General features: G+C 71.9%; 23 protein-coding genes. 8 read left to right on the top strand and 15 right to left on the bottom strand.

Going from position 1 to position 24331, the window contains the following annotated elements; translation table 11 throughout:
* Positions 1-63 precede the first annotated feature (63 nt).
* Positions 64-1563, top strand: coding sequence for a hypothetical protein (locus OSR43_RS18540; RefSeq protein WP_302268251.1), 1500 nt, complete (start codon positions 64-66; stop codon positions 1561-1563).
* 386 nt (positions 1564-1949) lie between these two features.
* Here OSR43_RS18540 and OSR43_RS18545 read toward each other — a convergent pair whose 3' ends face one another.
* Genes OSR43_RS18545 through OSR43_RS18560 form a run of 4 tightly spaced genes read right to left on the bottom strand, consistent with a single transcriptional unit; the run spans position 1950 to position 4895 of the window.
* Positions 1950-2615 carry a dihydrofolate reductase family protein gene (locus OSR43_RS18545; protein WP_302268252.1) on the bottom strand — a complete coding sequence of 222 codons (666 nt, stop codon included), beginning with the start codon at positions 2613-2615 and terminating at the stop codon, positions 1950-1952.
* Positions 2612-3088, bottom strand: a complete 477-nt coding sequence (locus OSR43_RS18550) for a hypothetical protein (RefSeq protein ID WP_302268253.1) — start codon at positions 3086-3088, stop codon at positions 2612-2614. Before OSR43_RS18550 ends, OSR43_RS18545 begins: the two co-directional genes overlap by 4 nt.
* The gene (gene folP, locus OSR43_RS18555) at positions 3085-3948 is read right to left on the bottom strand and encodes a dihydropteroate synthase (RefSeq protein WP_302268254.1); all 864 of its coding nucleotides are present in this window, start codon (positions 3946-3948) and stop codon (positions 3085-3087) included. Before folP ends, OSR43_RS18550 begins: the two co-directional genes overlap by 4 nt.
* The gene (locus tag OSR43_RS18560) at positions 3945-4895 is read right to left on the bottom strand and encodes a glucosyl-3-phosphoglycerate synthase (protein ID WP_302268255.1); all 951 of its coding nucleotides are present in this window, start codon (positions 4893-4895) and stop codon (positions 3945-3947) included. The genes folP and OSR43_RS18560 overlap by 4 nt, the downstream gene beginning before the upstream one ends.
* A 41-nt stretch (positions 4896-4936) precedes the next feature.
* On the opposite strand from OSR43_RS18560, the gene OSR43_RS18565 reads away from it, so the two are divergent.
* Positions 4937-5560 (top strand): TetR/AcrR family transcriptional regulator, encoded by a 624-nt coding sequence (locus OSR43_RS18565; protein WP_302268256.1) that lies wholly within the window; start codon positions 4937-4939, stop codon positions 5558-5560.
* Positions 5561-5607: 47 nt separating this feature from the next.
* On the opposite strand, the gene OSR43_RS18570 is transcribed toward OSR43_RS18565, so the two are convergent.
* On the bottom strand, positions 5608-8553 hold the full coding sequence (locus OSR43_RS18570) for a M1 family aminopeptidase (protein ID WP_302268257.1): 2946 nt from the start codon (positions 8551-8553) through the stop codon (positions 5608-5610).
* A 501-nt stretch (positions 8554-9054) separates the two neighbouring features.
* On the opposite strand from OSR43_RS18570, the gene OSR43_RS18575 reads away from it, so the two are divergent.
* Both OSR43_RS18575 and OSR43_RS18580 read left to right on the top strand, forming a co-directional pair.
* Positions 9055-9468: a hypothetical protein gene (locus tag OSR43_RS18575; RefSeq protein ID WP_302268258.1), complete on the top strand. Its 414-nt coding sequence runs from the start codon at positions 9055-9057 to the stop codon at positions 9466-9468.
* A gap of 118 nt (positions 9469-9586) precedes the next feature.
* Complete coding sequence (locus OSR43_RS18580; protein WP_302268259.1) at positions 9587-11335, top strand: DUF4012 domain-containing protein; 1749 nt, start codon at positions 9587-9589, stop codon at positions 11333-11335.
* Between the two features lie 13 nt (positions 11336-11348).
* Here OSR43_RS18580 and galE read toward each other — a convergent pair whose 3' ends face one another.
* The gene (gene galE, locus OSR43_RS18585; protein WP_302268260.1) at positions 11349-12353 is read right to left on the bottom strand and encodes a UDP-glucose 4-epimerase GalE; all 1005 of its coding nucleotides are present in this window, start codon (positions 12351-12353) and stop codon (positions 11349-11351) included.
* 81 nt (positions 12354-12434) lie between these two features.
* Here galE and OSR43_RS18590 point away from each other — a divergent pair, with 81 nt between their 5' ends.
* Both OSR43_RS18590 and OSR43_RS18595 read left to right on the top strand, forming a co-directional pair.
* Positions 12435-12569: a hypothetical protein gene (locus tag OSR43_RS18590; RefSeq protein ID WP_302268262.1), complete on the top strand. Its 135-nt coding sequence runs from the start codon at positions 12435-12437 to the stop codon at positions 12567-12569.
* Positions 12570-12799: 230 nt separating this feature from the next.
* A complete protein-coding gene (locus OSR43_RS18595) occupies positions 12800-14257 on the top strand; it encodes a sugar transferase (RefSeq protein ID WP_302268263.1) in 1458 nt (485 codons plus the stop codon).
* Positions 14258-14287: 30 nt separating this feature from the next.
* On the opposite strand, the gene OSR43_RS18600 is transcribed toward OSR43_RS18595, so the two are convergent.
* Together OSR43_RS18600 and rfbA are read right to left on the bottom strand one after the other, a co-directional pair.
* Positions 14288-15709 carry a polysaccharide biosynthesis tyrosine autokinase gene (locus tag OSR43_RS18600; RefSeq protein ID WP_302268264.1) on the bottom strand — a complete coding sequence of 474 codons (1422 nt, stop codon included), beginning with the start codon at positions 15707-15709 and terminating at the stop codon, positions 14288-14290.
* A gap of 82 nt (positions 15710-15791) precedes the next feature.
* Positions 15792-16655, bottom strand: coding sequence for a glucose-1-phosphate thymidylyltransferase RfbA (gene rfbA / locus OSR43_RS18605; RefSeq protein WP_302268265.1), 864 nt, complete (start codon positions 16653-16655; stop codon positions 15792-15794).
* A gap of 23 nt (positions 16656-16678) precedes the next feature.
* Between rfbA and rfbB the strand changes: the two genes are divergently transcribed.
* Positions 16679-17677: a dTDP-glucose 4,6-dehydratase gene (gene rfbB / locus OSR43_RS18610; protein ID WP_302268266.1), complete on the top strand. Its 999-nt coding sequence runs from the start codon at positions 16679-16681 to the stop codon at positions 17675-17677.
* Positions 17678-17696: 19 nt separating this feature from the next.
* Here the strand turns inward: rfbB and OSR43_RS18615 are convergent, their stop codons facing one another.
* The 5 genes from OSR43_RS18615 to OSR43_RS18635 all read right to left on the bottom strand — a co-directional run bounded on the left by OSR43_RS18615 (position 17697) and on the right by OSR43_RS18635 (position 20980).
* On the bottom strand, positions 17697-18050 hold the full coding sequence (locus OSR43_RS18615) for a phosphomannose isomerase type II C-terminal cupin domain (protein ID WP_302268267.1): 354 nt from the start codon (positions 18048-18050) through the stop codon (positions 17697-17699).
* Between the two features lie 102 nt (positions 18051-18152).
* Positions 18153-18437, bottom strand: a complete 285-nt coding sequence (locus OSR43_RS18620) for a DUF2516 family protein (protein WP_302268268.1) — start codon at positions 18435-18437, stop codon at positions 18153-18155.
* Between the two features lie 116 nt (positions 18438-18553).
* The gene (gene dtd / locus OSR43_RS18625) at positions 18554-18991 is read right to left on the bottom strand and encodes a D-aminoacyl-tRNA deacylase (protein ID WP_302268269.1); all 438 of its coding nucleotides are present in this window, start codon (positions 18989-18991) and stop codon (positions 18554-18556) included.
* A gap of 901 nt (positions 18992-19892) precedes the next feature.
* A complete protein-coding gene (locus OSR43_RS18630; protein ID WP_302268270.1) occupies positions 19893-20573 on the bottom strand; it encodes a hypothetical protein in 681 nt (226 codons plus the stop codon).
* Between the two features lie 23 nt (positions 20574-20596).
* Positions 20597-20980 (bottom strand): helix-turn-helix domain-containing protein, encoded by a 384-nt coding sequence (locus OSR43_RS18635; protein ID WP_302268271.1) that lies wholly within the window; start codon positions 20978-20980, stop codon positions 20597-20599.
* 277 nt (positions 20981-21257) lie between these two features.
* Here OSR43_RS18635 and OSR43_RS18640 point away from each other — a divergent pair, with 277 nt between their 5' ends.
* Positions 21258-22499 (top strand): lipopolysaccharide biosynthesis protein, encoded by a 1242-nt coding sequence (locus OSR43_RS18640; protein ID WP_302271719.1) that lies wholly within the window; start codon positions 21258-21260, stop codon positions 22497-22499.
* Between the two features lie 54 nt (positions 22500-22553).
* Here OSR43_RS18640 and OSR43_RS18645 read toward each other — a convergent pair whose 3' ends face one another.
* Both OSR43_RS18645 and OSR43_RS18650 read right to left on the bottom strand, forming a co-directional pair.
* Complete coding sequence (locus OSR43_RS18645) at positions 22554-23291, bottom strand: bifunctional 2-polyprenyl-6-hydroxyphenol methylase/3-demethylubiquinol 3-O-methyltransferase UbiG (RefSeq protein ID WP_302268272.1); 738 nt, start codon at positions 23289-23291, stop codon at positions 22554-22556.
* 59 nt (positions 23292-23350) lie between these two features.
* Positions 23351-24307 (bottom strand): asparaginase, encoded by a 957-nt coding sequence (locus OSR43_RS18650; RefSeq protein ID WP_302268273.1) that lies wholly within the window; start codon positions 24305-24307, stop codon positions 23351-23353.
* Positions 24308-24331: the final 24 nt, after the last annotated feature.

Below are 24331 nucleotides of genomic sequence, written 5' to 3' on the forward strand. Positions count from 1 at the left end.
TGCTGCTAGCTGGTTGGACGATCGGGCGCGCGACCGAGTGGCGCACCGAACAGGCGCACAGCCGTGCACACGCGCCAGGGATCGCTGTTGGATAGCCTGCGCGCTGTGACTCGTGCTGGGGTGGTCTTCTGGGGCATCGCTGCCCCGGTCGCTCTCGCACTCGGTGCAGGCCTCGTCATCCTGTTCGAGTCGGACGCAGTCCGGTCGTGGTCCCTGCCCGGACCCGCGTGGGGCTCGCTGCTCGCCATTGTGCTCGCATTGGCGGTCTTGCTTCGAATTGGCCTCCGCGTGCGTGGCGTCCTCGGCGCGCTGTTCGTGGTCCTCTCCGCCTACCTAGCACTGGGTTACGTCGCCCGCCCGCTCGTCCTGTTGTGGGTCGAGCCCGCGGTCGGGAAGAACGACCCCCTAGCCGACGTTCGGCTGGCTCGGGCGGGCTACGCAGAGGCGCTCGGGGCGATCCTGCCCATCGTCGCGACGGGGATCGTCACCTTCGTGATCACTGCCTGGCTCTTCTGCCGCCATCGGATCGGACAGGAGCGAGCCAGCTCCAGAGGCACGGTACGGGCCGGTCATGCGTTCGTGCTGTACGGCCTTGGGTGGGCGTTCCGCATCGTTCAACAGACGGTCGGTGCGACCACTCTGCTGGAGACGGGTGCCGTGATCGCATCCGTCGCCGCAGGCGTGTACCTCCTGTACGGCCCGCGACTGCGAACCGTGCCCGTGATCGGCCTCGTCGTCGGTGAGCTCGCCTGGTCCGCTTGGGACGCCAGCAAGACGCCGATCCTCGCTCTGCTGCTGTGGCTACTCATCCGGCTCTTCGCTGACGGTCGGCGGCTGAACCTGCGCATCGTCCTGGGCGGTGCGTTGGCGGGGCTCGCCGCGTTCCAAGCCATCACGTTGGTGAAGGTCCGGGTCGGCACGCTCTCGGGCACCGACATGGTCCGCGAGAGGTACCCGGAGGCAGTTCAACCCTTCTTCGCGATCCTCGCCCGCTTCGACGCCCTGCAGTCCAGCACGGATTCCTACTACGCGGGCCCTGGCTCGTGGCTTGCGCCGGGCGAGGCAGTCACGCAGGCGCTTCGGTCCCTGCTGCCGCGGCAGGTGCTCGGCGACAAGGCCGCGCTGGCGGGGGACGCGTGGGGTCGCGAGGTGCGGACCCTGTCCCTCCCGGGAGACCCGGGCGCCTCCCTCGCTCAGGGCCCGACCGCAGAAGGGTGGGTGCTGGGCGGTTACACCGGAGTGCTCGTAGAGGTGTTAGTGATGCTCGCCTTGACGATCCTGGTTGCGCGGTGGCTGCAGAGCTCGAAGCTGTTCCTCATGCTGCTCGGCGTCGCGATGACGAGCCAGCCGTTCCTCTTCGAACGGGCCGTCCTGGGGTCGTTCGAGGGGCTGGGGAAGGGCTTGCAGGTCACGCTCGTGGGCCTGCTCGTGATGGGCTTACTCGGAGAATTCGATCGACGACGCTCCCGCGTGACTCCTGCCAGGGGCGGTCCGCCCAACTCGACGCAGCACGGGACGCAGTCCTTCGCACGAAGTACAGCCCCGACCGCCCCTGCACGGTGACGGCCTGCTTCGGCGCGTAGCTCCTCAGGGAGCCACCGTCTCGAGGCCCTCTGAAGCCACGATCGTCGCCGCTCGATTACCGTCGGGAAGGATGAGGACGCGTGCCCGCGGGCCGCTTGTCGCGCACGCGAGGTCTGTCACCACGACGAGCCCTCGCCCAGTTGCTGGCTCCGGGCGGCAAGAACGACGGCGCGCGGAGACGGCCCGGCCGTTCGACGGGGGGTCGCTCATGGTCATCGTTGCACCGCGAGCGAGAACCAGACCTGCCCGCCGTTGGGGTCGACGCCCAAGCTCCATGACCTCCGCGGCCGAGGCACGTGTGACGACGCCTGTTGCCGACACCGGGACACCACCTCGCTGGAGTCGCCGGCGACGGTCCCAAGCACTCAGCCCCGGTCGACGAGCCAGCGGCCCAGTAGCGTCCCGCTCTCCTCGAGCAGCAGCTCGAGGGACAGCGGTACGTCGACGGGCGGGCCGGCCGTGATGCGGGGGCCGTCCGAGGCGACCAGCTGCGGGACCACGGTCGCGCAGACCTCGTCGACCAGGCCCGCGGCGAGCAGGTCGCGCAGCAGGTGCGGCCCGCCCTCCGAGAGCAGACTGGTCGAGCCGCGGGCGACCAGCGCCTCCTTGAGGGCGGCCAGGTCGACCGCGTCGTCACCCAGGACGAGCACGTGCTCGTCGCCGAGCAGGGCACGCGCCTCGTCGAGGCGGTCGGCGGTCGCGCAGGTCGCCACCAGGACCCGACCGGCCTCGTGGCCGCGCAACCCCTCGGGCACGTCGGCCCGCCGCGAGACGAGCACGACCGGCACGTCGGTGGGGCCGTACCCCTCGGTGCGCGCGGTGCCGGCGCCGACCACGATCGCGTCCGCGAGCGAGCGCAGCGTCCGGAACACCCGGTGGTCGGCGGCGTTGTTGACCGACCCGCTCCGACCGTCCGGGCCGGTGGCCGAGCCGTCGACGGTGCTGACCATGTTGGCCCGCAGCCACGGTCGCCGGGGGACGGCGTACAGGTCGGCGAGGTCGCCGCTCCGTGGACCGAGCAGGACCCTCACGAGCCCCACCGCATGACCCAGTACTGCACGCCGTACGGGTCGTCGTCGTAGTCGACGGTCGCCGGACCGCTGATCACGTCGGCCGCCCGCCGGATCCCCTCGACCGACGCCCACAGCTCCTCGGCGAGGGTCCGGTCGAAGGCGCCCAGGTCGCCGGCCACCAGCGCAGCCCGGAGCGCGTCGTCGAAGGCGAAGGAGCGCTCGTCCAGGTGGCCCGGCGCCTTCTCGCTGCGCCGGGCCGAGCCGTTGCCCACCACGAGGTACGACGCCCCTGCGCCCCGCCGAGCACCCGCTGCTGCCAGGAGCGCCTGGGCGACCCGCTCCCCCTGCGGGTCGGCGACCACCTCGACGTCGTAGCCCAGCCACCGCACCGCCTCGAGCGCGGCGGCCCGCAGGTCGGCGACGGGGTCGACCTGCGAGGCGTGCTCGGGCAGCAGCGCGAGGACGCCCGGCACCAGCACGACGCGCGTCACTGCAGCCCCCGGATCGCCCGCGCCGGGAGCCGTCGTCCGGCGATCGTGTCGACCATGTCGACCACCTGCCGGGTCTCGACGACCTCGTGCACGCGGTAGATCCGGGCGCCGGCCAGCGCGCAGACCGCGGTCGCCGCGAGCGTGCCGGTCAGCCGCTCGCCGACCGGGAGGTCGAGCGACTCGCCCACGAAGTCCTTGTTCGACAGCGACACCAGCACCGGCCAGCCGGTCGCGACCATCTCGTCGAGGCGGCGGGTGATCTCGAGGGAGTGGAAGGTGTTCTTGCCGAAGTCGTGCGCCGGGTCGATCACCAGCGACTCGCGCGCGACGCCTGCGGCGAGCGCGCGCTCGGCGTACGCCACGGTGTCGTCGATCGCGGACCGGACGACGTCGTCGTACTCCACCCGGTAGGGCCGCGTCCGCGGCACCGCGCCGCCGGTGTGGGTGCAGATCAGCGCGACGTCGTGCTTGGCCGCGACGTCGACCAGCGCGGGGTCCGCCCCGCCCCAGGCGTCGTTGAGCACGTCGGCGCCCGCCTCGCAGACCGCCTCGCCGACCGAGGCGCGCCACGTGTCGACGGAGATGACGAGGGAGGGGTACGCCGCGCGGACCCGCGCGACGAAGTCGACGACCCGCCGCTTCTCCTCGACCTCGTCGATCTCCTCGCCGGGCGCGGCCTTGATGCCGCCGATGTCGACCATCTCGGCACCCTCGTCGACCACCTGCGCGACCCGGTCGAACGCCTTGTCCTCCGCCCAGGTGGCGCCCTTGTCGTAGAACGAGTCGGGCGTGCGGTTGACGATCGCCATCATGATCGTCGCGTCGTCGGCGAACTCGTGCCGACCGAGCCTCAAGGTCATGCCAGGAACCTCGCCGGCGGCCGCTCGGAGACGAGCACCCGGCGGTCGTGCGGTGCGACGCCGTCCGGTCCTCGCCGGTACTGCCGCAGCACGACCGGCTCGGGCTCGCCGGACGGCGAGCCCGGGAGCCCGGCGGACGACCTGCGCGCCGTCATCGCCGCGAGGATCTGCGTCGCCATCGCGCCGAGGTCGAGCAGCGGCTGGTGCGAGTGGTCCCGCCGCCCGAGGTCGACCTGCGCGATCGCGTCGACGCCGAGCAGCGCGGTGGTGTCGACGAGCGCCGCGAGCTCCACGGCGTACCCGGTGGGCACCGACAGCGCCTCGAACAGCGACCGCCGCACCGCCCACTCCCCCGCCAGCGGCTGCACGAGACCGGCGAGCTCGGGGTGCTCGAGCGCGATCAGCGGGCGGGCGACCAGCTCGGTGACCCGACCGCCGTCGTACGGCCCCTCCGCGCCCGGCCGCTCGTAGAACCCCTTGACCAGCGCGACCTCCGGCCGGGTCAGCAGCGGCCCGAGGAGGCCGGGGACGAAGTGGGTGTCCCAGTCGAGGAGGTCGGCGTCCATGAAGACCAGCACGTCGCCGATGGTGACGAAGAGCGACTTCCACATCGCCTCGCCCTTGCCCGGCCGCGAGCCCAGCTCGGGACGCACCTCGGCCGAGCGGTGCACGACCGCACCGGCACCGGTCGCCACGTCGTACGTCGCGTCGGTCGAGTCGGAGTCGATCACCACGACCTCGTCGACCAGCGCGACCGTCTCCACGAGGGCCTCCCGGACGCGCGTGACGACGTCGCCGACGGTGCCGGCCTCGTTCCGGGCGGGCACGACGAGGCTGACCCGCTGGTCGCCCTTGGCGGCGACGAGGTCGGTGAGCGGCCACTCGTCCCAGTGGTGCGTGTTCCGCGCGGACCACGCGGCGCCGCGGTCACCGGTGCCGACAGACATGTCGCCAACCTAGTCGGCCGCTGGGTGGTTGAATCGTTCGCATGGCGTCCCCCCAGCCCGCGCCGCGCCGCACCCGCGGTCGCCCCCGCACGCCCGGTGCGGAGGCGCGGATCCTGGAGGCCGCGCTGGAGGAGTACGGCGAGCGCGGCTGGGCCGGCTTCACGATGGACGCCGTCGCGCGACGAGCGGGCGTCGGCAAGTCCACGGTCTACCTGCGCTGGCGCGACAAGGACGCCCTGCTGCTCGACGCGGTAGAGGTGCGCGCCGCCGGCATCGAGGACGTCGACACCGGCACCCTCCGGGGCGACCTCGAGGCGCTCGCGACGAACCTCTTCCGCCACTACCTCGACCCCGCCGGCTGGGCGACCGTGCGCATGGCGGTCGACGCCGCAGGCGCGCCGTCCTCGCTCGGCACGTTCACCGAGAAGGTCGCCCGCCACCACACCGACGCCGTCCTGCCGATCCTGCGACGGGCCGTCGACCGCGGCGAGGTCCCGGCGGACCTGCCGGCGAGGACCCTCGTGCTGTGCCTCTACGGCGCGGTCACCATGAACCGGCTCCTGGTCTCCGGCGACGAGCGCGCGCTCGGCGACGACGACCTGCGGGCGCAGGTCGCGGGCATCGTCGACTTCGTGCTCGCCGGCGCGGGGGCGCGCCCGGCCTGACGTGCGGGCCGGCCGGGGGGCGTCCGCGCCCTCCCGGCCGGCCCCGCTCAGCGGACCCTCGCCGTGGCCCGGCTGCGCACGACGATCGTCGTGTAGCCCGGCTTGCTCGCGGTCACCTCGACCTTCACGCGCTTGCCGCGGAAGGCACGGACGAGCTGCAGCGTCGGTCCGGTGGCGCCCCGCACGGCCTTGCCACCGACGTACCACCGGAACGCGACGGTGGTCCCCGCCGGCCAGTCGCCCGTCTCGGCGGTCAGCGTCCGGCGCACCTTCGGGGCCCCCACGATCGAAGGCCTGCCTGCGCCGGCCAGCGTGCCGCGCGCGACGGTGGCGGTGGGAGCGCTCGTGCGCGTCACCGACGTGTAGCCCGCACGGGTGCCCGTGACGGTCACCGTCACGGCTCTGCCGAGGTCCTGGGCGGTCGGCCGGTACGTCGCACCGGTCGCCCCGTCGACCACCGCCCCGCCGACCGACCACCGGTAGGACAGGGCGACGCCGTCGGCCCACGGACCCGCCGACGCACTCAGCGTGCCGCCGACGACGGCGTCGCCGCCGATGGTGGGCAGCGGCGTGGGCTCGAGCGTCCCGAGCGCCACCGGCGCGGTCTCCGCGCTGCGCGCGCCGGCACCCAGGTATCCGGAGACGTCGACGAGCAGCAGCACCGAGACGGTCCGGCCGACGTCGCCCGCCACCGGGACGTACGTCGAGGACGTCGCCCCCGGGACGGGCCGGCCGCCGACGTACCACTGGTAGCCGCTCCCGCCGGCGCTCGCCGTCAGGGGCGAGCCCACCGCCGGCGTGCCGCTGATCGTCGGGACCGGCGCGGACAGCACGCCGGGCTGCACGGCGGACGTCGGTGCGCTGACCTGCGTGACCGGGCTGTAGCCCACCTTGCTGCCGGTGACCACGACGGTGATCGTCCGTCCGAGGTCGCTCGGCCGCACGACGTACGACGCCGTGGTGGCGCCGGGCACGTCGACGCCTGCGACCTGCCACTGGTAGGCGAAGCCGGACCCGGAGGCCCAGCCGGCCGTCCCTGCCGTGAGGGTCTGCCCGACGACGGCCGCACCGTCGACCGTCGGCACCGGGGCCGGTGCGAGCGGCTCGACCCCGATCGTGTGCGCCGTCGTGCACGCGGCGCAGGTCCCACCGAGCGTGTCGACGCGAGCCGTCGCGGTCAGCGTCGCCGAGCTCGCGTCGTCGTCGACCCGGACGCGGAACCCGGTGGTGGCCGTCCCGGCCAGCGCGGTCGGCGGGACCGTCCAGGTCAGGGTCGTCCCGGAGAGGGCGAGGTCGCTCGGCAGCGCGGCGACGTCGAGCGTGGCGTCGTCCAGGAGGTCGGCGAGGTCCACCGAGGCCACCGCCGTGGCCAGCGGCACCCGACCGGTGTTCTGCGCGGTGAGGGTGTAGTCGATGGCGTCACCGCGGTCGACCTCGGCCGGCGCCGGCGCGGAGGTGAGGCCCAGCCCGACCTTCTCCGGCCAGGCGGGCTTGTCGGCGTCGAGCACCCAGTCCTGGAAGAACGCGGTCAGGTCGCGACCGGAGACCTCCTCGGCGAGCGCCTCGAACGCGGAGAACCCCCGGCTCTGCCCGGTGTAGCGGTCCTGCCAGGTCCGGACGAAGCGGAAGAAAGCCGGGTCGCCGATGGCGGTCTTGAGCGCCTCCCACATCTGTGCGCCGCGCGTGTAGGACTGGTACTCGTACAGCGTCGCCGGGTCGGTCATGCCGGCGGGCGGGATCGCCCAGTCCGCGCTGCTGGCCGCCTTCGTGTTCCACGAGCTGAAGTACGTCGACTCGGTGGTCGTCGCACTCGTCTTGGCGACGACGTTGTTGTAGTACGTCGGCGCCCAGGTCGCCATGCCCTCGTTGATGAACAGGTCGTTCCAGTCACGGGGCGACACGGCGTTGCCGAACCACTGGTGCGCGACCTCGTGCACCAGGGTGTTGGCGCTGATCGAGCCCGGGAAGAAGGACCGGTCCTGGGTCTCGAGCGCGTAGCTGATCTCGCGAGGGACGGTGTCCACGACGACGCCGACGCTGTTGCCCGGGTAGGGCCCGTAGATGGACTCCAGCCCGGTGATGATGGCGCCGAGCGACGCCCGCCGGGTGTTGATCGTCGCCTTGGCCGAGGCCGAGAGCGCGGAGTCGACGAACGACCACTCGTGCAGCACGCGCCCGCCGCTCACCGTCACGTCCGACTCCAGCACGTCGTACTTGCCGATCGTGATCATCGCCAGCTCGCTGGCCATGGGCTCGCTCTGGTCCCAGACCCACGTGGTCCGGGATCCGTCGCTGCTCGGCGTCCTCGACACGAGCTCGCCGTTGCTGCCGGCAGCAGCGGCGCCGGTGCCGGCAGCGTTCGTGATCGTGCTCGGGATGTCGAGGGCGAAGCGGTACGTCGCCTTGTCGGCAGGCGTGTTGTTGTGCGGGAAGCCCGTCATCGCGCCGATCGGCTGGTTCAGGAACGTCGCCCCGTCGGACGTGACGTTCCAGCCCTCGAAGGAGCCGTCGGCGTCGACGTGGCGGGTCGGCACGCCCGAGTAGGTGACGGTGGTGGTGAAGCCGCCCTCCACCGGCGCCGAGGGCGTCACGACGAGCTTGTACTTGATCGCGGCGGCGTCGATGTCGCGGGTGAAGGTCGCCGGCGCACCGTTGACCTGCACCGACTCGACGGTCAGTCCCTCGAGGTCCATCGAGAAGCTGCGCAGCGGCACCGCCGCGGTCGCCGTCATCGTGGTCGTCGCACGAATAGTGCTGGCGGCCAGCGTCGCGCCCGGTGTCCAGGCGAGCTGCACGTCGTAGTGCTGGGCGTCGTACCCCCCGTTCCCCACGTGCGGGAAGAGCGAGTCGCCGGCGGAGTGCGCGCCGTCGATCGGCTCGGCTGCCGAGGCTGCCGGGGCCGGCGGGAGTGCGGTCAGGGCGCCTGTCGCCAGGAGCGTGCCGAGCGTCCAGCCCGTCGCTCGGCGCAACGCGCTGCGTGGTGTCGTCGTCATGCGTGTCCTTGTCCTCGTGCCGACCGCGCGGGCGGCGTGGCGTGGACGTTAAGGACTCAAGGTTTCAGTGACGTAAGATCTCGCCGCTCGGCACGACAGCCGCCCCGGCGGACCAGACCGGTCAGCACTCCGGCTGCCGCTGCCCCGCCTAGTGGTAGCCCCGGACGTGCGGGCAGGCCACTCCGTGCTTCATCCGGCAGCGCACGCGGCGCCTCCACTTCTTCATCCCCCTCAACATGGCCGCCACACTCGCTCCGCACCCCGGCTCACGCAGCCGCTGGACCGGGTAGGCCAGACCACTTGCGGAAGTCTTGAGGCAGGCGTGGCCCGCCCCACTGGGGCGCGCACCGGGCGCCCACGGAGTCCCCAACATTGAGGACGTGTGTGAACTACTTGTTGGTAACTCTCCAGGATGCGATATAGGCCACCACGGTGTGTAAAGATCGGATCTGTCATTGCTCGCGATGCGTCCCCCCGGGCGCCACATGGGGAGAAACCCACATGAAGAAGCTCATTCTCGGACTCCTGGCGTCCGTCCTGATGGCTGCCGGCCTGGTCGGCACCTCCGGAACCGCGGCGAACGCCGAGCAGTGCGACCGCTACGGCGTGTGCGTCAAGCCGGAGGCGACCGTCGTCAAGGACAAGCAGGTCGAGCCGGGCGAGCGCCCCAAGGTCAAGCTGAAGCTCGACTCGAACGGCGACGCCGCGGTCAAGGGCACCGCCCGCATGATCCTGAAGAAGGTCGGCGGCAAGGTCGTCTCGAACAAGACCAAGAAGCTCAAGGGTGGCGCCGCCACGATCCAGGGTCCGGCCGACCTGGCTCCCGGCAAGTACAAGGTGACCGTCAAGTTCATCCCGAACGAGAACACCCCGTGGAAGCGGATCACCCGCACGTACTACATCACGGTCGGCTGACCAGCCCGATCAACCCGATCACCTCGAAGACCCCGGCCGCCGGCCGGGGTCTTCGTCGTTCGTACCGCCCCTCGCGACGGTTCCCACCCGTGCGCGCCGCCCTCGATAGGGTCGCGCCATGGCTCGACCCCGCCGTCTCGGCACCGTCCTGGCGCTGGTCGCCCTCGTCGTCGTCGCCCTCGGTGCCTGGGTCGGCTGGCAGGCCTACCAGGTCAACGGATCCCTCAACGCCGTCGTCGACGACGCCGAGTCCGTGCAGGCAGCAGTCGAGGCGGGTGACGCCCCTGCCGCCCGCGCGGCCCTCGACGGCCTGCAGCGCCACAGCGCCGACGCCGCCGAGCGGACCTCGGGCCTGACCTGGCGGGCGCTCGGGCACCTGCCCTTCGTCGGGGACGACGCCGATGGCGTCGCCCTGGCCAGCGACGTGGTCGCCGGGTTGGGCACCGACGGCGTCGAGCCGCTCATCTCCGTCTCCGACGACCTCGACTCCGTCGTGCCGCGTGGCGCCCGGGTCGACCTCGACGCACTGCAGCGGCTGCAGGACCCCGTCGCTGCCGCGGACCGGGCCTTCACCACGGCCGACGAGCGCCTGCGAGGGACCGACAGCGACGACTTCGTCGACCGGTTGGCCGTGAGCTTCCGCGACCTGACCGACAAGGTGGGCGAGGCCCAGGAGGCGATGGACGCCGCTGCGACCGCCCTGCAGGTCATGCCGGTGATGCTCGGTGCCGACGGGCCCCGCGACTACCTGCTCGTGATGCAGAACAACGCCGAGGTCCGGGCGACCGGCGGCCTGCCGGGAGCCGTCTCGGTCGTCCACACCGAGGAGGGCCGGATCTCGCTGACCCGGCAGGTGGCCGCCAGCACGCTGGGTCGTCGCGAGCAGCCGGTGCTGCCGCTCACGCCGGAGGAGCGCGAGCTGTTCAGCACCAACCTGGGCCTCTACGTCCTCGACGCCAACCTCACCCCCGACTGGCCCCGCGCCGCGGCGCTCATCGGCGCCCGCTGGGCCGAGACGCAGCCCGAGGACCCGGCCGGGGTGCTCTCGATCGACCCCGTCGCACTGTCCTACCTCCTCGAGGTGACCGGACCGGTCCAGGTCGCGGGAGTGGAGCTCACCGCGGACAACGCCGTGGACGAGCTCCTGCACGGGGTGTACGTGCGGATCCCCGACCCGGCAGCACAGGACGAGTTCTTCCGCGCCGCCGCGAAGGCGGTCTTCGACCGTGTCTCCGGAGGTGTGGCGGACCCGGAGCTGATGCTGCGCGCACTCACCCGAGGCGCACGCGAAGGCAGACTGCTCGTGCACTCCTTCGACGCGGAGCAGCAGGCCGCGCTCGCCGGCACGACGGTGAGCGGGGAGCTGCCGACGGCGAGCACGTCACGCCCCCAGGTGGGCGTCTACCTCGACGACACGAGCGTCGGCAAGATGTCGTACTTCCTCCGCCACGACGTGCGGGCGGCCGCCACCTCCTGCAGTGGCGGTCGGCAGCGGCTCAGCGGCACGCTGCGACTGGAGTCGGTCGCCGACCCGGCGACGGTGGGAGGACTGCCGGTGTACATCACCGGCGGCGGCCGGTTCGGCGCTCCGGTGGGCTCGCAGCTGGTCGTGGCATACCTCTACGGCCCGGTCGGCGGCTCCGTCGACGAGGTCACGTTCAACGGCCGGCCCGTGCGGGCGGAGGCCGCGGAGCACGAGGGACGGCCCGTCGCCCGGGTCATCGCCGAGCTCGAGCCGGGCGAGGTCACCAACGTCGAGTGGCGGATGACCACCCCCGAGGGCCAGACCGGGGGCATCGACGTCCGGACCACGCCGTCGGTGCAGCCCAGCCGCTCCGCGGCGTCGTACGCCAGCGCCTGCGGCTGACGCCCGAGCGGCGTCACTCGTAGCCGAGGACCTCGCGTCGCTTCTCGCCCCAGGCGAGCGCGGAGGCGATGGCGTCGTCGAGGGACAGCTCGGTCGACCAGTCCAGCAGCCGCCGCGACTTGTCGACGTTCGCGAAGGCGCCGACGGCGTCGCCGGGGCGCGGCGGCGCCTCCGTGGTCGGTACCTCCTTGCCGAAGACCTTCTCGAACGACGCGATGAGCTCGCGCACGGTCACGCCCGACCCGGTGCCGACGTTGATGATGGTGCTCGGTGCGTCGACGGCCGCGATGACGTCGTCGAACCGCTCCACCGCCCGCACGTGCGCCCGAGCCAGGTCCCAGACGTGGATGTAGTCGCGGATGCCCGTGCCGTCGCGCGTCGGGTGCTCGACGCCGGTGATCGTGAAGCTGTCCTTCTGGCCGCGCGCCGCCATCACCAGCTGACCCAGCACGTGCGAGGGCTCGCGGGCGTAGATGCCGGTCTCGAGGTCCGGGTCGGACCCGATGGGGTTGAAGTAGCGCAGGATGATCGCGCGCAGGCCGGTCGCTGACGCCATGTCCTCGAGGACCTGCTCCATCATCCGCTTGGTCCGGGCGTACGGCGACTGCGGCGCCAGCGGGTCCTCCTCGGTCACCTCGAAGGAGTCCTTGGTGGCGTAGAGGCTCGCGGAGCTGGAGAACAGCACCCGCGGCAGGCCGAGCGCGTCGAGCTCGTCGAAGAGCTCGAGCGACTTCGCGACGTTGTCGCGGTAGTACTCGTAGGGCTTCTCCACCGACTCCGGGACGATGATCCGCGCCGCCATGTGGATGGTGGCGTCGATGTCCGGGTGCTCCCGGGCGATGCGCCGCAGCAGCTCGCGGTCGGCGATGTCGCCCTCGTAGAACGCCCGGTCCCCCACGAAGGCCCGCGGACCGGTGAGCAGCGAGTCGAGGACGACCGGCACGTGACCGGCCTGCTCCAGCGCCTTGCACGTGGTCGAACCGATGTAGCCGGCGCCGCCGGTGACGAGGACCTTCATGGGCCGCAGGTTATCCGGTGGGACACAGGACCGCGTCCTGCGACGCCGTGCACCGGTCTGCACGCGACGCAGGAGAATGGCATGCACACCGCGAGCGAGCTGCTGGACGACCAGTGGGCGACACCCTTCGAGTCGTGGTGCGAGCGGCAGGGCGTCCACCCCGACGCGTTCGGGGCCTTCGACCGCTCCGTGATGACGCTGGACACCGCGACCTGACCACCGCGCTCGAGCGACGCGCGACGTCGCCGGTCCGTACCACCCCGGCGGGACGACCTCGGGTTCTCCTAACCTCTCAGGCGGAGCGCGAGGGTCGGGGGGCCTAGAGTGGACGAGCACGTTCAGCAATGGCTCTCCTGCCGGGGTGTGCGGGTGTGGTGACTGACCGTGGCAAGGGCGCTGCGGGCCAGGCCGCGCGTCAACCTCTCGAGATCGAGCGTGGACCCCGGATGACCATCGCTACTGAACGCCGCTGGCGGCTCGGACGCGACGTACGCTCCCGGTCCCTGCGCTACCTGCCGCTGACGACGCTCGTGCTGGATCTCGCACTCATCGTCGTGGCGGTCGTCCTCGCGGCTCTGGGCCGGGAGAGCTTCGGCATCTTCCCCAGCCCCGCCGACGTGTCGGAGAACCTGAGCACGGCCGGCCCGTTGGTGGTCCTTGGATGGCTGGCCATGCTCGTGACCGCCGGGGCGTACGGTGCCAGCGCGTTCGGAGCCGGCACCGAGGAGTACAAGCGGGTGCTCAACGGGTCGTTGGGTGCCGCCGGACTGGTCGGCGTCGGTTGCTTCTTCGCCGACTACCCGCTCTCGCGCGGGTTCTACTTCCTCTCGTTCGCGATCGGGATCCCCGCCCTGCTGCTCGGGCGGTTCGTGGTGCGCTCGGTCCTGCACCAGGCACGCCGTCGGGGCAACCTCCTGCACCGGGTCGTCATCGCCGGCTCGCCGGCGCACGTGGACGAGATCGCAGCGGTGCTGCGCCGCGAGAGCTGGCTCGGCTACCGCGTCGTCGGCGCACTCACCCCCGCCCACTACCTCGAGGAGGAGACCAGGTCCGGCATCCCGGTCCTGGGCAACTCCGACGACATCACCGCCGTCGTGCTCGACTCCGGCGCCGACGTGGTCTTCATCGCCGGCGGCGCGCTCGGCTCGTCGACCCAGATGCGGCGCTTGGCGTGGGACCTGGAGCACGAGCGGGTCCAGGTCGTCGTCGCACCGAGCGTCACCGACGTCTCCAGCGAGCGGATCAGGGTCCGACCGGTCGGGGGCCTCCCGCTGATGCACATCGACCCGCCTCGCGCGACGGACGCCTCGCGGTGGGGCAAGCGCCTCTTCGACCTGATCGGCTCGAGCGGGCTGATCCTCGTCTTCGGTCCACTGTTCGTGCTCGCCGCGGTGCAGATCAAGCTGCACGACCGGGGGCCGGTGCTCTTCCGCCAGACGCGGGTCGGCCAGGACGGCCGCGAGTTCCCCTGCCTGAAGTTCCGGACGATGGTGGTCGACGCCGAGTCCAGGCTGCAGGACCTGCACGCCCAGGAGGGCTACGAGGACGGGCTGTTCAAGATGAAGGAGGACCCACGCGTCACCCGGCCCGGCCGGTGGCTCCGGCGCCTCTCGCTCGACGAGCTGCCCCAGCTCTTCAACGTCCTGCGGGGCGAGATGAGCCTAGTCGGTCCACGGCCGCCGCTCCCGCTCGAGGTAGCACGGTACGAGGGCGACACCGCTCGCCGGCTCCGCGTCCGTCCCGGCATGACCGGCCTGTGGCAGGTGTCGGGGCGGTCGGACCTCTCGTGGTCCGAGGCGGTGCGCCTCGACCTCTACTACGTCGACAACTGGTCGATGCTCCAGGACATCTCGATCCTGGTGAAGACCCTCCGGGCGGTCTTCGGCTCGCGCGGCGCCTACTGACGGCGGGGCCGGCGTTCCGCCCGGCGGGTCTCAGTCCTGCTCACCCTTCGGGCCGCGTCCGCGCTTCTTCTTCGGCTGCACGGGCGCCTCGGGCGCGTAGCCGTACCCGTACCCGTAGCCGTACCCGTAGCCGTAGCCGCGGCGGCTCTTCGCGGGCGTCATGTTCAGCACGGCACCCACCGGCTGGGCGTCCACGGCGCTGAGCCGCTCGGCTGCCTGGGTGAGCTGGTCCTTCGTGGTCTTGCCGTGCCGCACGACGAGCAGCGCTCCGTCCGCCTGGGCCGACAGCAGTGCGGCGTCGGTGACGGGCAGCAGCGGCGGAGCGTCGATGATGACGACGTCGTACCGGTTGCGCAGCTCGCCCAGCAGGTCGGCCATCGCTCGGGACTGGAGCAGCTCAGCAGGGTTCGGAGGGATCGCACCACTGGGCAGGACGTCGAGCCCGGTCTCGTCGTGGCGGACGATGACGTCGTCGAGCGCGACCTTGCCGACGAGCACGGTCGTCACGCCGACCGCGTGGTCGATGCCCAGCACGCCGGACGCCTTGGGCCGCCGCAGGTCGGCCTCGACCAGCAGCGTCTTGGTGCCGGCTTGGGCCAGGGTGACCGCGAGGTTCACCGACGTCGTGGTCTTGCCCTCCCCCGGCAGCGCAGAGGTGACGACGAAGACCTTGCTCGGCAGGTCGACGTCGACGAACTGCAGGTTCGTGCGCAGCACGCGGAAGGCCTCCACCCGCGGTGCGTGGGAGTCGAGCTCGGTGATGAGCGGACGGGTCCGCGCCGAGGCGTCGTAGGCGATGGTGCCGAGCAGCGGAGCGTCGGTCGTCGCTCCGAGGTCGTCGATGCTGGAGATGCTGGTGTCGAGGACCTCGCGCAGCACCGCGAGGCCGACCCCGAGCAGCAGGCCCAGCACGAGTCCCAGGCCGAGGTTGCGCACGGGCTGCGGAGACACCGGGCCGCCGGGCTCGGACGCGGAGTCGACGATGGTGGCCTTCACCGCGGCCGTGTCCTTGCCGTCGCCGGTCTCGACCTCGCGGACGAGGTCGGTCATCGCCTCGGCGTAGGTCTGGGCGATCCGTCGGGCCTCGTCCGGGTCGGGATCGGTCGCGGTCAGCTTGAGGATGACCGTCTCCGGGCTGACCTCGGCCGTGACCTTCTCCGACAGGTCGTCCGCGTCGACGTCGCCGAGCTCGGCGGCCACCGCCTCGGCGAGACGCTGGCTCTTCGCCAGCTCGGCGAACGAGGTCACCTTCTGCTGGGACAGCAGTCCGCCCTGGTAGGACTCGGATGCGTTCTCGGCGTCGGAGGTGTTGACGTACAGGCTCGTCGACGAGGCGTACTGCGGCGTCGCGGTGAAGGTGAGCAGCGCCGCACCTCCGAGGACCAACGCGGTGACGACGAGGATCAGCGCCCACCGTCGTCGAAGGATCCGGGCGTAGTCCCGCAGCTCCACAGATACTCCTCGTCAGGTGGTCAGCGGTGCTCATCCTAGGGTGCGCGCTGCTCACGACGGGGCCGCATGCCACGGGGCGAGGTCAGGCCCCCAGCAGGTCCAGGAGGTAGTCGCCGTACCCGCTGGCGCGGAGTGCCTCGCCCTGCGTTCGCAGGGCGTCGTCGTCGATGAACCCCATCCGCCAGGCCACCTCCTCGGGAGCGCCGATCTTGATGCCCTGCCGTTGCTGGACGGCGCGGACGAAGTTCGAGGCGTCGTTCATGGCGTCGACGGTGCCGATGTCGAGCCAGGCCGTGCCGCGCGGCAGCTCCTCGACCTGCAGCCGCCCCTCGTCCAGGTACCGCCGGTTGAGGTCGGTGATCTCGAGCTCGCCGCGCGCCGACGGCTCCAGCTCGCGGGCGTGGTCGACGACGTCGTCGCTGTAGAAGTAGAGACCCGGCACGGCATGGCAGCTCGACGGCGGCTCCGCCTTCTCCCCCAGCGCGACGGGACGCCCCGCGTCGTCGAGCTCGACCACGCCGTACGGGGTCGGGTCGGCGACCCGACAGCTGAAGACCGCCGCCCCGTCGACGTCGGAGAAGCGCCGCAGGCGACTCCCCAGCCCGGGGCCGTAGAGGAGGTTGTCCCCCAGCACGAGTGCCACGGTTTCCCCTGCCACGAAGTCGGCGCCGAGGAGGAACGCCTGGGCCGGGCCGTCCGGCGAGCGCTGCGCGGCGTACGTGATCGAGATGCCCAGCGACGACCCGTCACCCAGCAGGCGGACGAACTGCTCCTGCTCGTGCGGCGTGGTGATGACAAGGACGTCGCGGATCCCGGCGAGCAGCAGCGTCGACAGCGGGTAGCAGACCATCGGCTTGTCGTAGACCGGGACGAGCTGCTTGCTGACCGCCCGGGTGATCGGCTGCAGGCGTGAGCCGCTGCCGCCGGCGAGGAGGATGCCGCGCATGCGCCGACCCTAGACTCGAGCGGGTGCAGCGCGTCCTCGTCACCGGTGGTGCCGGCTTCGTCGGCAGCAACTTCGTCCACCACCTCGTCGGGCACACCGACGCGTCGATCACCGTGCTCGACAAGCTGACGTACGCCGCGAGCCGCGAGTCCCTCGCCGGGTTGCCATCCGACCGCGTGCGGCTCGTGGTCGGCGACGTCGCCGACCGGGCCGTGGTCGATCCGCTCGTCGCGAGCCACGACGTGGTGGTCCACTTCGCCGCCGAGTCGCACAACGACAACTCGCTGTCGGACCCGGCGCCGTTCGTCCACACCAACGTCGTCGGCACCTTCACCCTGCTCGAGGCGGTCCGCAGGCGCGGGACCCGCTTCCACCACGTGTCGACCGACGAGGTGTACGGCGACCTCGAGCTCGACGACCCCCAGCGGTTCACCGAGGCGACGGCGTACGACCCGAGCAGCCCCTACAGCGCGACGAAGGCCGGCTCCGACCTGCTGGTGCGCGCGTGGGTGCGCAGCTTCGGCGTGCGCGCCACCATCTCCGGCTGCTCGAACAACTACGGCCCCTGGCAGCACGTGGAGAAGTTCATCCCGCGCCAGGTCACCACCGTCATCGACGGCGGCCGGCCCAAGGTGTACGGCGCCGGTCGCAACGTCCGCGACTGGATCCACGTCGACGACCACTCCTCCGCGGTCTGGACGATCGTGAACGACGGGCGCATCGGCGAGACGTACCTGGTCGGGGCCGACGGCGAGCGGAGCAACCTCGAGGTCGCCCGGATGATCCTCGCCCACTTCGGCCGGGACGAGGACGACGTCGAGCACGTCACCGACCGCGCCGGTCACGACGTGCGCTACGCGATCGACCCGACCAAGCTGCGCACCGAGCTCGGCTGGCGGCCGCGGCACGCCGACTTCGCGGCCGGGCTCGCCCGGACGATCGAGTGGTACGTCGACCACGAGGACTGGTGGCGCCCGCACAAGGCCGCCACCGAGGCTGCGTACGCCGCGAGGGGCCAGTGACCGCCGCGCTCGAGGAGCCTCAGGCGGGGACCCGCCCGTAGTCGTCCTCGAGGCGGCAGATGTCGTCCTCCCCGGTGTAGCGCCCCAGCTGGACCTCGATGAGGACGAGGTCCTCGTCCTCCATGTTGGTGATCCGGTGGGGCTCGCCGACGGCGACGTCGACCGAGTCGCCCGGCCCGGCGAGCTGGATGCGGCCGTCGACGACGCAGGTGGCCTTGCCGGAGACGACCGCCCAGTGCTCCGCCCGGTGCTCGTGGGTCTGGTAGGACAGGCGCGCCTTCGGCCGGACGGTGATGCGCTTGACCTTGAACCCGTCACCCTCGTCGAGGACCTGCCAGGTCCCCCAGGGACGCGTGTCCTGCTCGCCGATCATCCGGTTCCCCCCACCTGATCGCGGGCTCTGTCGCCCGGCGTGCGGGGACGCTAGCGAGCGCAGATCAAGCAACCCTCAAGGTCGCGCGGTGGTCTGGCCCGGTCAGCGTCGGCGCAGGCTCATCAGGGCCGGCCGCACGTCCGCGAGGTAGACGAACGCCGCGATCGTGAACGCGATGCTGATCAGGAGGAGCCCGACGGGCACCACCTCGAGCACCACGCCGAGGCCGAGGATCAGGCACCAGGCCGGCTTGGTCAGCTTGCCGGCCGCCTCGTACTCCTCGGCGCTGTGCAGCAGCGCGTTGACGAAGGCGAAGATCTTCACCGCGAGCAGCACGAACGTCACGAGCAGCATGAGGTAGCCCTCGACGGCGAAGACGTTGGTCACCGCACCAGCCTATCGGCCGCCCGGCGAGCAGGGGGCGCGCCGGCGCCTACCGCTGGTCGAGCAGCGAGGCGCGCCAGCGCCGAGCGTCGTCGAGACCCGCGCACCGCAGCAGGGCCTCAGCCCCGGTCGGCCGTGTCCAGGATCAGCGTGATCGGCCCGTCGTTGACCGACTGGACCCGCATGTCGGCCCCGAACCGCCCGCGTTCGACGTGCGCGCCGAGCCGCTCCAGCTCCGCGCACACCGCCTCGTACGCCGGCTCGCTCACCGGCCCGGGCGCGGCGGCCTGCCAGGTGGGGCGCCGACCCTTCCGCGCGTCGCCGTACAGCGTGAACTGGCTGACCACCAGCACCGGGGCGCCGACGTCGCTGGCCGACCGCTCCTCGCGCAGCAGCCGCAGGTCCCAGATCTTGCGGGCGGTCCAGCCGATCTCGGCCGTGCCGTCGCCGTGGGTCACTCCGAGGTACACCAGCAGCCCCGGCCCATCGATCGACCCGACCGTCTCCCCGTCCACGGTGACGCTGGCGGACAGGACGCGCTGGACGACGGCTCGCACGGTCCCAGCCTGCCGCAGCCCCACACTCGCTGGTCGAGCAGGAAGGCGCCGGAGGCGAGGTCACCGGGTCTCGCCTGCTGGTTGAGCAGGAAGGCGCCCCGGCGCCGACCGTGTCGAAACCCGGTGACAGGGGCAGGGCCGCAACCACGCTCACCGGGTCTCGACGACGGCTCGCCAGGGCTCGCCTGCTCGACCGGCGGGCCCCGCCCGCCTCAACGCTCGCCTGCTCGACCGGCGAGGCCCCCCGCTGGTTGAGCAGGGAGGCGCCCCAGCGCCGACCGTGTCGAAACCCCGTGAGACGCGCAGGGCCGCAACCACGCTCACCGGGTCTCGACGACGGCTCGCCAGGGCTCGCCTGCTCGACCAGCAGCCCTCCGCTGGTTGAGCAGGGAGGCGCCCCAGCGCCGACCGTGTCGAAACCCCGTGAGACGCGCAGGGCCGCAACCACGCTCACCGGGCCTCGACGACGGCTCCCCCTGGCCCCCGCTGGTTGAGCAACAGGGAGGCGCCCCAGCGCCGACCGTGTCGAAACCCCGTGAGAGGCACAGGGCCGCAACCACGCTCACCGGGTCTCGACGACGGCTCCCCCGGGCCCCCGCTGGTTGAGCAGGGAGGCGCCCCAGCGCCGACCGTGTCGAAACCCCGTGACAGGCGCAGGGCCGCAACCACGCTCCCCGGGCCTCGACGACGGCTCCCCCGGGCCCCCGCTGGTTGAGCAGGAAGGCGCCCCAGCGCCGACCGTGTCGAAACCCCGTGACAGGCGCAGGGCCGCAACCACGCTCCCCGGGCCTCGACGACGGCTCGCCAGGGCTCGCCTGCTCGACCAGCGGACGACGAAGGCCCCCGGACCGCAACGGTCCGGGGGCCTCGCTCAGAACAGGCGCAGCTGTTCGGGTGCTCTTCAGTCGCCGACCTTCTTGGCCGCGGCGGTCGTCGCCTTGGTGGCCGAGGTGGCGGTCTTCTTGGCGGCGGTGGCGGTGCCCTTGGCGCTGCTCTTCGGGGCGGCCGTGGTCTTCTTGACCGTCCGCTTGGCGGTGTTGGTGGTCTTGCGAGCGGTCGACTTCGCAGCCTTGGTGGTCTGGGTCTGCGTGGTCTTCGCCTTGCTGACGGTCGTCTGGGCCGCCGCGGCGGTCGCCTTGGTCTCCTCCTGGCGGCGGATCCGGGCGACGAGCTGCTCGCCGCGCTTGGCGAGGTCGGCGTAGGTGTCGCTCACGATGACGACGTTCTCGTTCACGGTCGCCTGCACGCGGGTGGGCAGCGCGCGGGCCTCGCCCTGCAGCTCGGCGACGCGGGACTCGACGGCCTCGCGGCGGGCCTTGGCGTCCTTGGACAGCGCCTCGAAGCGGGCGTTCACCGCGACGAGCGCCTGGTCGCGCAGGGCCTTGGGCTCGAGGTCGATGTCGGCGACGCGCTTCTGCACGTCCTGCTGGGTCTGGGTGAGGCGCTTCTGCACGTCGGCGGCGTAGCCGCGGACGTAGCCGACGACGAGGTCGGTCGCGCCGACACCGGCGTAGAGCGGCCGCTTGGCGACCTCGGGGAGCTCGAGCTTGTCGATCTTGATGTCGAACGTGGTCTTCGCCATGTCCGTCTCCTCTTCTGTGTGGGTCAGTCCTGGGATGGAGCCTCGGGCTGCCCGACGTTGAGGGCCAGGAACGAGGCGTAGATGTCGAGCAGGGACTGCTTCTGGCGCTCGGTGAGCGCACTGTCGTTGAGGACCGCGAGCTCGACGGAGCCGCCGACGCCGTCGTCGGGGCTGACGATCCCGGCGCGCACGTACAGCTGCTCCGCGGAGATCCGCAGCGCCTTGGCGATCTGCTGCAGCACCTCGGCCGAGGGTCGGCGCAGGCCGCGCTCGATCTGGCTGAGGTAGGGGTTGGAGACCCCGGCCTGCTCGGCAAGCTGCCGGAGCGAGAGCGACGCGGCGGTGCGCTGCTCCCGCAGGTAGTCCCCGAGGGACCCGACTGCGGTCCCGACCTTGCCCTTGCTCATGCCTCCAGTGTGCTTGCTGCCGCTAGCGCTTGCAAGCGGCTAGCACGTGAGACCCTTCACAACCAACGAAAGCGGCCGCTAGCAGCGCTAGCGCCGCTAGCGTCGGGGGTGTCTGCGAGCTGATGCGACGACCATGGCCGGCGTCGCGGCGCGACGGCTCCCGAGGCATGCCCGTCGGGTCCACCGGACAGCCCAGGACGAGGCGCCGTCCGGACGGGGCCGCACCGCTGGCGCAGAGCACGGGCCCACGGACGACAGGCCCCTACCATTGCCGATCATGGTCGGCAGAGTGCTCCGTGGTCGACCTGCGTTCCTCGCCGTGGCAGCGGTCCAGCGCGGCATCCCCTTCCTCCTCCTCCCGCTCTTCGTCCGAGTCCTTACCCCGACCGAGTACGGGCACGTGGCTGTCCTCGCGGCGACGATGACCCTCGGGTCCATGACCTTCGGCCTCGGGCAGGAGCTCGTCGCCTACCGGTACCTCAACGACCCGCAGGACGGGCGCCGCACCGTGACCTCGGCCGCGTTGGTGCAGACGGCAGCCCCTCTGGGCCTGGCAGCCTTGACGACCGGACTCCTGCTCGTGACGGGACTCGACCTCGGCGGGACGTCGCGCGCGGCGGTGACGGTCACCCTGTTCAGCGCGGCTGTCTACTGCATCGCGTGGCAGTACCCGGCCGCGCTCTACAGGAACGACGGACACCTGGGTCCGTTCTTCGGCCTGGCCGTCCTGTACTCGGTGCTGGTCGCCGCCGCCAAGGTGCTGTTCGTCGTGGCGCTCGATGCCGGCGTCCTCGGTTGGGCAGCGGCGGACCTCCTGGGCGCGACAGCGCTCTTGGCGTGCACGGCGACCACCCTGGCCTCGACGCTGCGCCGGGTCAGGTCCGACACGACCTCCGCGTCGGTCCGTCGGGTCCTGCGGCTCGGCGTCCCGGTCTCGATCAGCCAGTTCGCCAGGTGGGCTGCTGGGTTCTCCGACAGGATCTGGATCGTCGTCTTGGTGCCGCCGACCTCGGCCGCGGGATACCTCATCGCAGCGCAGCTGGTGACCATCGGGAACGTCGTGGCCATCGAGCTGGCGCGGTTCCTCCAGCCACAGATCAGTCGCCACCAGGGCGCCCTGGCCGAGCTCCTGCGGACCGTCCTCCCACGGCACCTGGCCTTCTCCCTCCTCGCCGCAGGCGCAGTTGCAGGGATCGCCGCTGTGTTCGTGCAGCTGGGACTGGCCGCTGACTACGAGGGCGTGGCCGCTCTGTCGGCCGTCCTCTCCGTCGGCCTGTTCTTCCAGAGCCTCAACTACCTCGGTAGCGACGTGTCGGCGATCGCGGTCGGCAACACGAACTGGTTGATGGCCGTCTCGATCGGGGCGGGGATCGCCGGGACCGCCGGCAGCTTCGTGCTGATCGGTGTTCTCGGCGTCTGGGGGGCAGTTGCCGCAGCGGTCGGCACCCAGGTGCTGACCAGCGTGCTCCTGTGGGTCCCCATCCGCCGAGCAGCTGAACGGTCCACGGTCACTGCCTAGAGGTGCCGCCCACTCCCGCCTCGGTCGCGGCAGGCACCGGCGAGCGGCCCGGAGTCAGCGCACCGCACGCAGGATGACGGTCTGTCCCACCAGGTGGCCGCGGGGCTCGCCCGTCTCGACCACGAGGGCCGCCTTCAGGCCGAGAGCCACCAGCTTCCACAGGAGGAAGCGCACCCCGCTGAGGAGCCCGTGCGGCACCGGACCCGTGTCGACGCACGTCGACTCCGCGAAACCGGTCACCTTGCTGATCTGCCCCAGGCTGCGCGAGGTGAACGACGTCTCGTGCGTGAAGTCACCGAACTGGATCCGCCCGACGAACGGGCTCGCTCCGTTGGGGATCCGCGCGATGAACACACCCCCGGGGCGGAGGGCCTCGCGCACAGCGCCGAACAGCTCGAGCACCTCGAGCTTCGTGCAGTGCTCGAGCACGTCGGTGGCGAGGACGGCATCGAGGCGCCCGGCACGCTCGGCGAGGTAGGACGTGAAGTCCTGGCAGATCACGTTCCGCACACCCATCGCATGCGCACGTGCGACCTGCTCCGGGCTGATGTCGACGCCGCAGGCGTTCGCGTACCCGGCTTCGTGCAGCGCACGCACGGTGTTCCCTTGCCCGCAACCGATGTCGACGATCTGCGCCCCGAGATCCCGCGGCAGCATGGGGACGATCCGCTTGCGGACCGCGTACCCCTCGACACGCCCGTCCTGCACACCGGCGTGGGTGGTGGTGTACGAGCGATACATGCGCTCTCGGAAGGTCGCGAGCGCATCGCCCTCTGGTCCGCCGCCGGTCATGACGGACACCCTGTCACAGAGCCCGCCGCCCGATCCGGCTCCGGACGCTCCCGCCAGTCCTACGACACCCGGTGGTCGAGCGTCGCCCGGACCGCTCCCACGACGCGGCCGCCCCCGTGCAGCTCGACCAGGCCTGTACGGTGCACGGCGTCGTCCTCGAAGCCGGCTCGCCGCAACACCTCGGCCATGACCACCCGGCGGGCCCGGTCGGCGCCGTCCTCGATCTTGAGGGCGAAGGCACGGCCGTCCGGCAGGGCCACCGCGTGCAGCGCCTCGGCGCCCATCTTGCCGATCGCGCCGGGGACCGCGACGAGGAGGTCGCGCTCGTCGCGGGTGGTGCCGGAGACCATCTCGGGGTGCCGGCGGATCGCGTCGGCGATGCGCTCCTCCGGCCCGTCGGCGGCGACGGCGAGCGTGCGGAACGCCCGCGCCAGGCCGGTCAGCGACGTCGAGAGCAGCGGCGCACCGCAGCCGTCGGTCGCGAACACCTCGATCGGCTCGCCGGTCAGCTCCTCGAACGTCGAGACGACCGCCCGCTGCAGCGGGTGGTCGGGCGCGAGGTAGGTGGCGGTGTCCCAGCCGTTGACGACGCAGGTCAGCAGCATCGCGGCGTGCTTGCCCGAGCAGTTCATCAGGACCTGCTCCTTCACGCCGCCCGCGGCGGCGTGGGCGAGCTTGGTCTCCTCGTCGAGCGGCCAGTCCAGCGGCGTCTGCAGCGCGTCCTCGCCGAGGCCCGCGACCGCGAGGATGCGGCGTACGCCGTCGACGTGGAGCTGCTCGCCGGAGTGCGACCCGCACGCCAGGGCCAGCAGGTCCGGCGGCAGGTCGAGGCCGTTGCGGACCATGGCCAGCGCCTGCACCGGCTTGTTGCACGACCGCGGCAGCACCGGCGACGTCACGTCCCCCACGGACCACTCGACACCCCCGTCGGCGGCGAGGGCGACCACGGACCCGTGGTGGCGACCCTCGACGAAACCGGAGCGGACGACCTCGGCCAGGACCACGGGAGACGGCATGCCGGCACCCTAACGACGCCGGTT

It is taken from the genome of Nocardioides sp. Arc9.136 (assembly GCF_030506255.1).
In the GTDB taxonomy this organism is placed as follows: domain Bacteria; phylum Actinomycetota; class Actinomycetes; order Propionibacteriales; family Nocardioidaceae; genus Nocardioides.

What these genes read in the sequence shown, in the direction of transcription:
- rfbA (WP_302268265.1), bottom strand. Translation starts at nt 16,655, where the DNA reads ATGCGCGGCATCCTCCTCGCCGGCGGCAGCGGCTCACGCCTGCAGCCG.
- folP (WP_302268254.1), bottom strand. Translation starts at nt 3,948, where the DNA reads ATGACCTTGAGGCTCGGTCGGCACGAGTTCGCCGACGACGCGACGATC.
- OSR43_RS18565 (WP_302268256.1), top strand. Translation starts at nt 4,937, where the DNA reads ATGGCGTCCCCCCAGCCCGCGCCGCGCCGCACCCGCGGTCGCCCCCGC.
- OSR43_RS18580 (WP_302268259.1), top strand. Translation starts at nt 9,587, where the DNA reads ATGGCTCGACCCCGCCGTCTCGGCACCGTCCTGGCGCTGGTCGCCCTC.
- OSR43_RS18635 (WP_302268271.1), bottom strand. Translation starts at nt 20,980, where the DNA reads ATGAGCAAGGGCAAGGTCGGGACCGCAGTCGGGTCCCTCGGGGACTAC.
- OSR43_RS18650 (WP_302268273.1), bottom strand. Translation starts at nt 24,307, where the DNA reads ATGCCGTCTCCCGTGGTCCTGGCCGAGGTCGTCCGCTCCGGTTTCGTC.
- OSR43_RS18570 (WP_302268257.1), bottom strand. Translation starts at nt 8,553, where the DNA reads ATGACGACGACACCACGCAGCGCGTTGCGCCGAGCGACGGGCTGGACG.
- OSR43_RS18630 (WP_302268270.1), bottom strand. Translation starts at nt 20,573, where the DNA reads ATGGCGAAGACCACGTTCGACATCAAGATCGACAAGCTCGAGCTCCCC.
- galE (WP_302268260.1), bottom strand. Translation starts at nt 12,353, where the DNA reads ATGAAGGTCCTCGTCACCGGCGGCGCCGGCTACATCGGTTCGACCACG.
- OSR43_RS18615 (WP_302268267.1), bottom strand. Translation starts at nt 18,050, where the DNA reads ATGATCGGCGAGCAGGACACGCGTCCCTGGGGGACCTGGCAGGTCCTC.
- OSR43_RS18640 (WP_302271719.1), top strand. Translation starts at nt 21,258, where the DNA reads ATGGTCGGCAGAGTGCTCCGTGGTCGACCTGCGTTCCTCGCCGTGGCA.
- OSR43_RS18645 (WP_302268272.1), bottom strand. Translation starts at nt 23,291, where the DNA reads ATGACCGGCGGCGGACCAGAGGGCGATGCGCTCGCGACCTTCCGAGAG.
- OSR43_RS18575 (WP_302268258.1), top strand. Translation starts at nt 9,055, where the DNA reads ATGAAGAAGCTCATTCTCGGACTCCTGGCGTCCGTCCTGATGGCTGCC.
- OSR43_RS18595 (WP_302268263.1), top strand. Translation starts at nt 12,800, where the DNA reads ATGACCATCGCTACTGAACGCCGCTGGCGGCTCGGACGCGACGTACGC.
- OSR43_RS18560 (WP_302268255.1), bottom strand. Translation starts at nt 4,895, where the DNA reads ATGTCTGTCGGCACCGGTGACCGCGGCGCCGCGTGGTCCGCGCGGAAC.
- OSR43_RS18590 (WP_302268262.1), top strand. Translation starts at nt 12,435, where the DNA reads ATGCACACCGCGAGCGAGCTGCTGGACGACCAGTGGGCGACACCCTTC.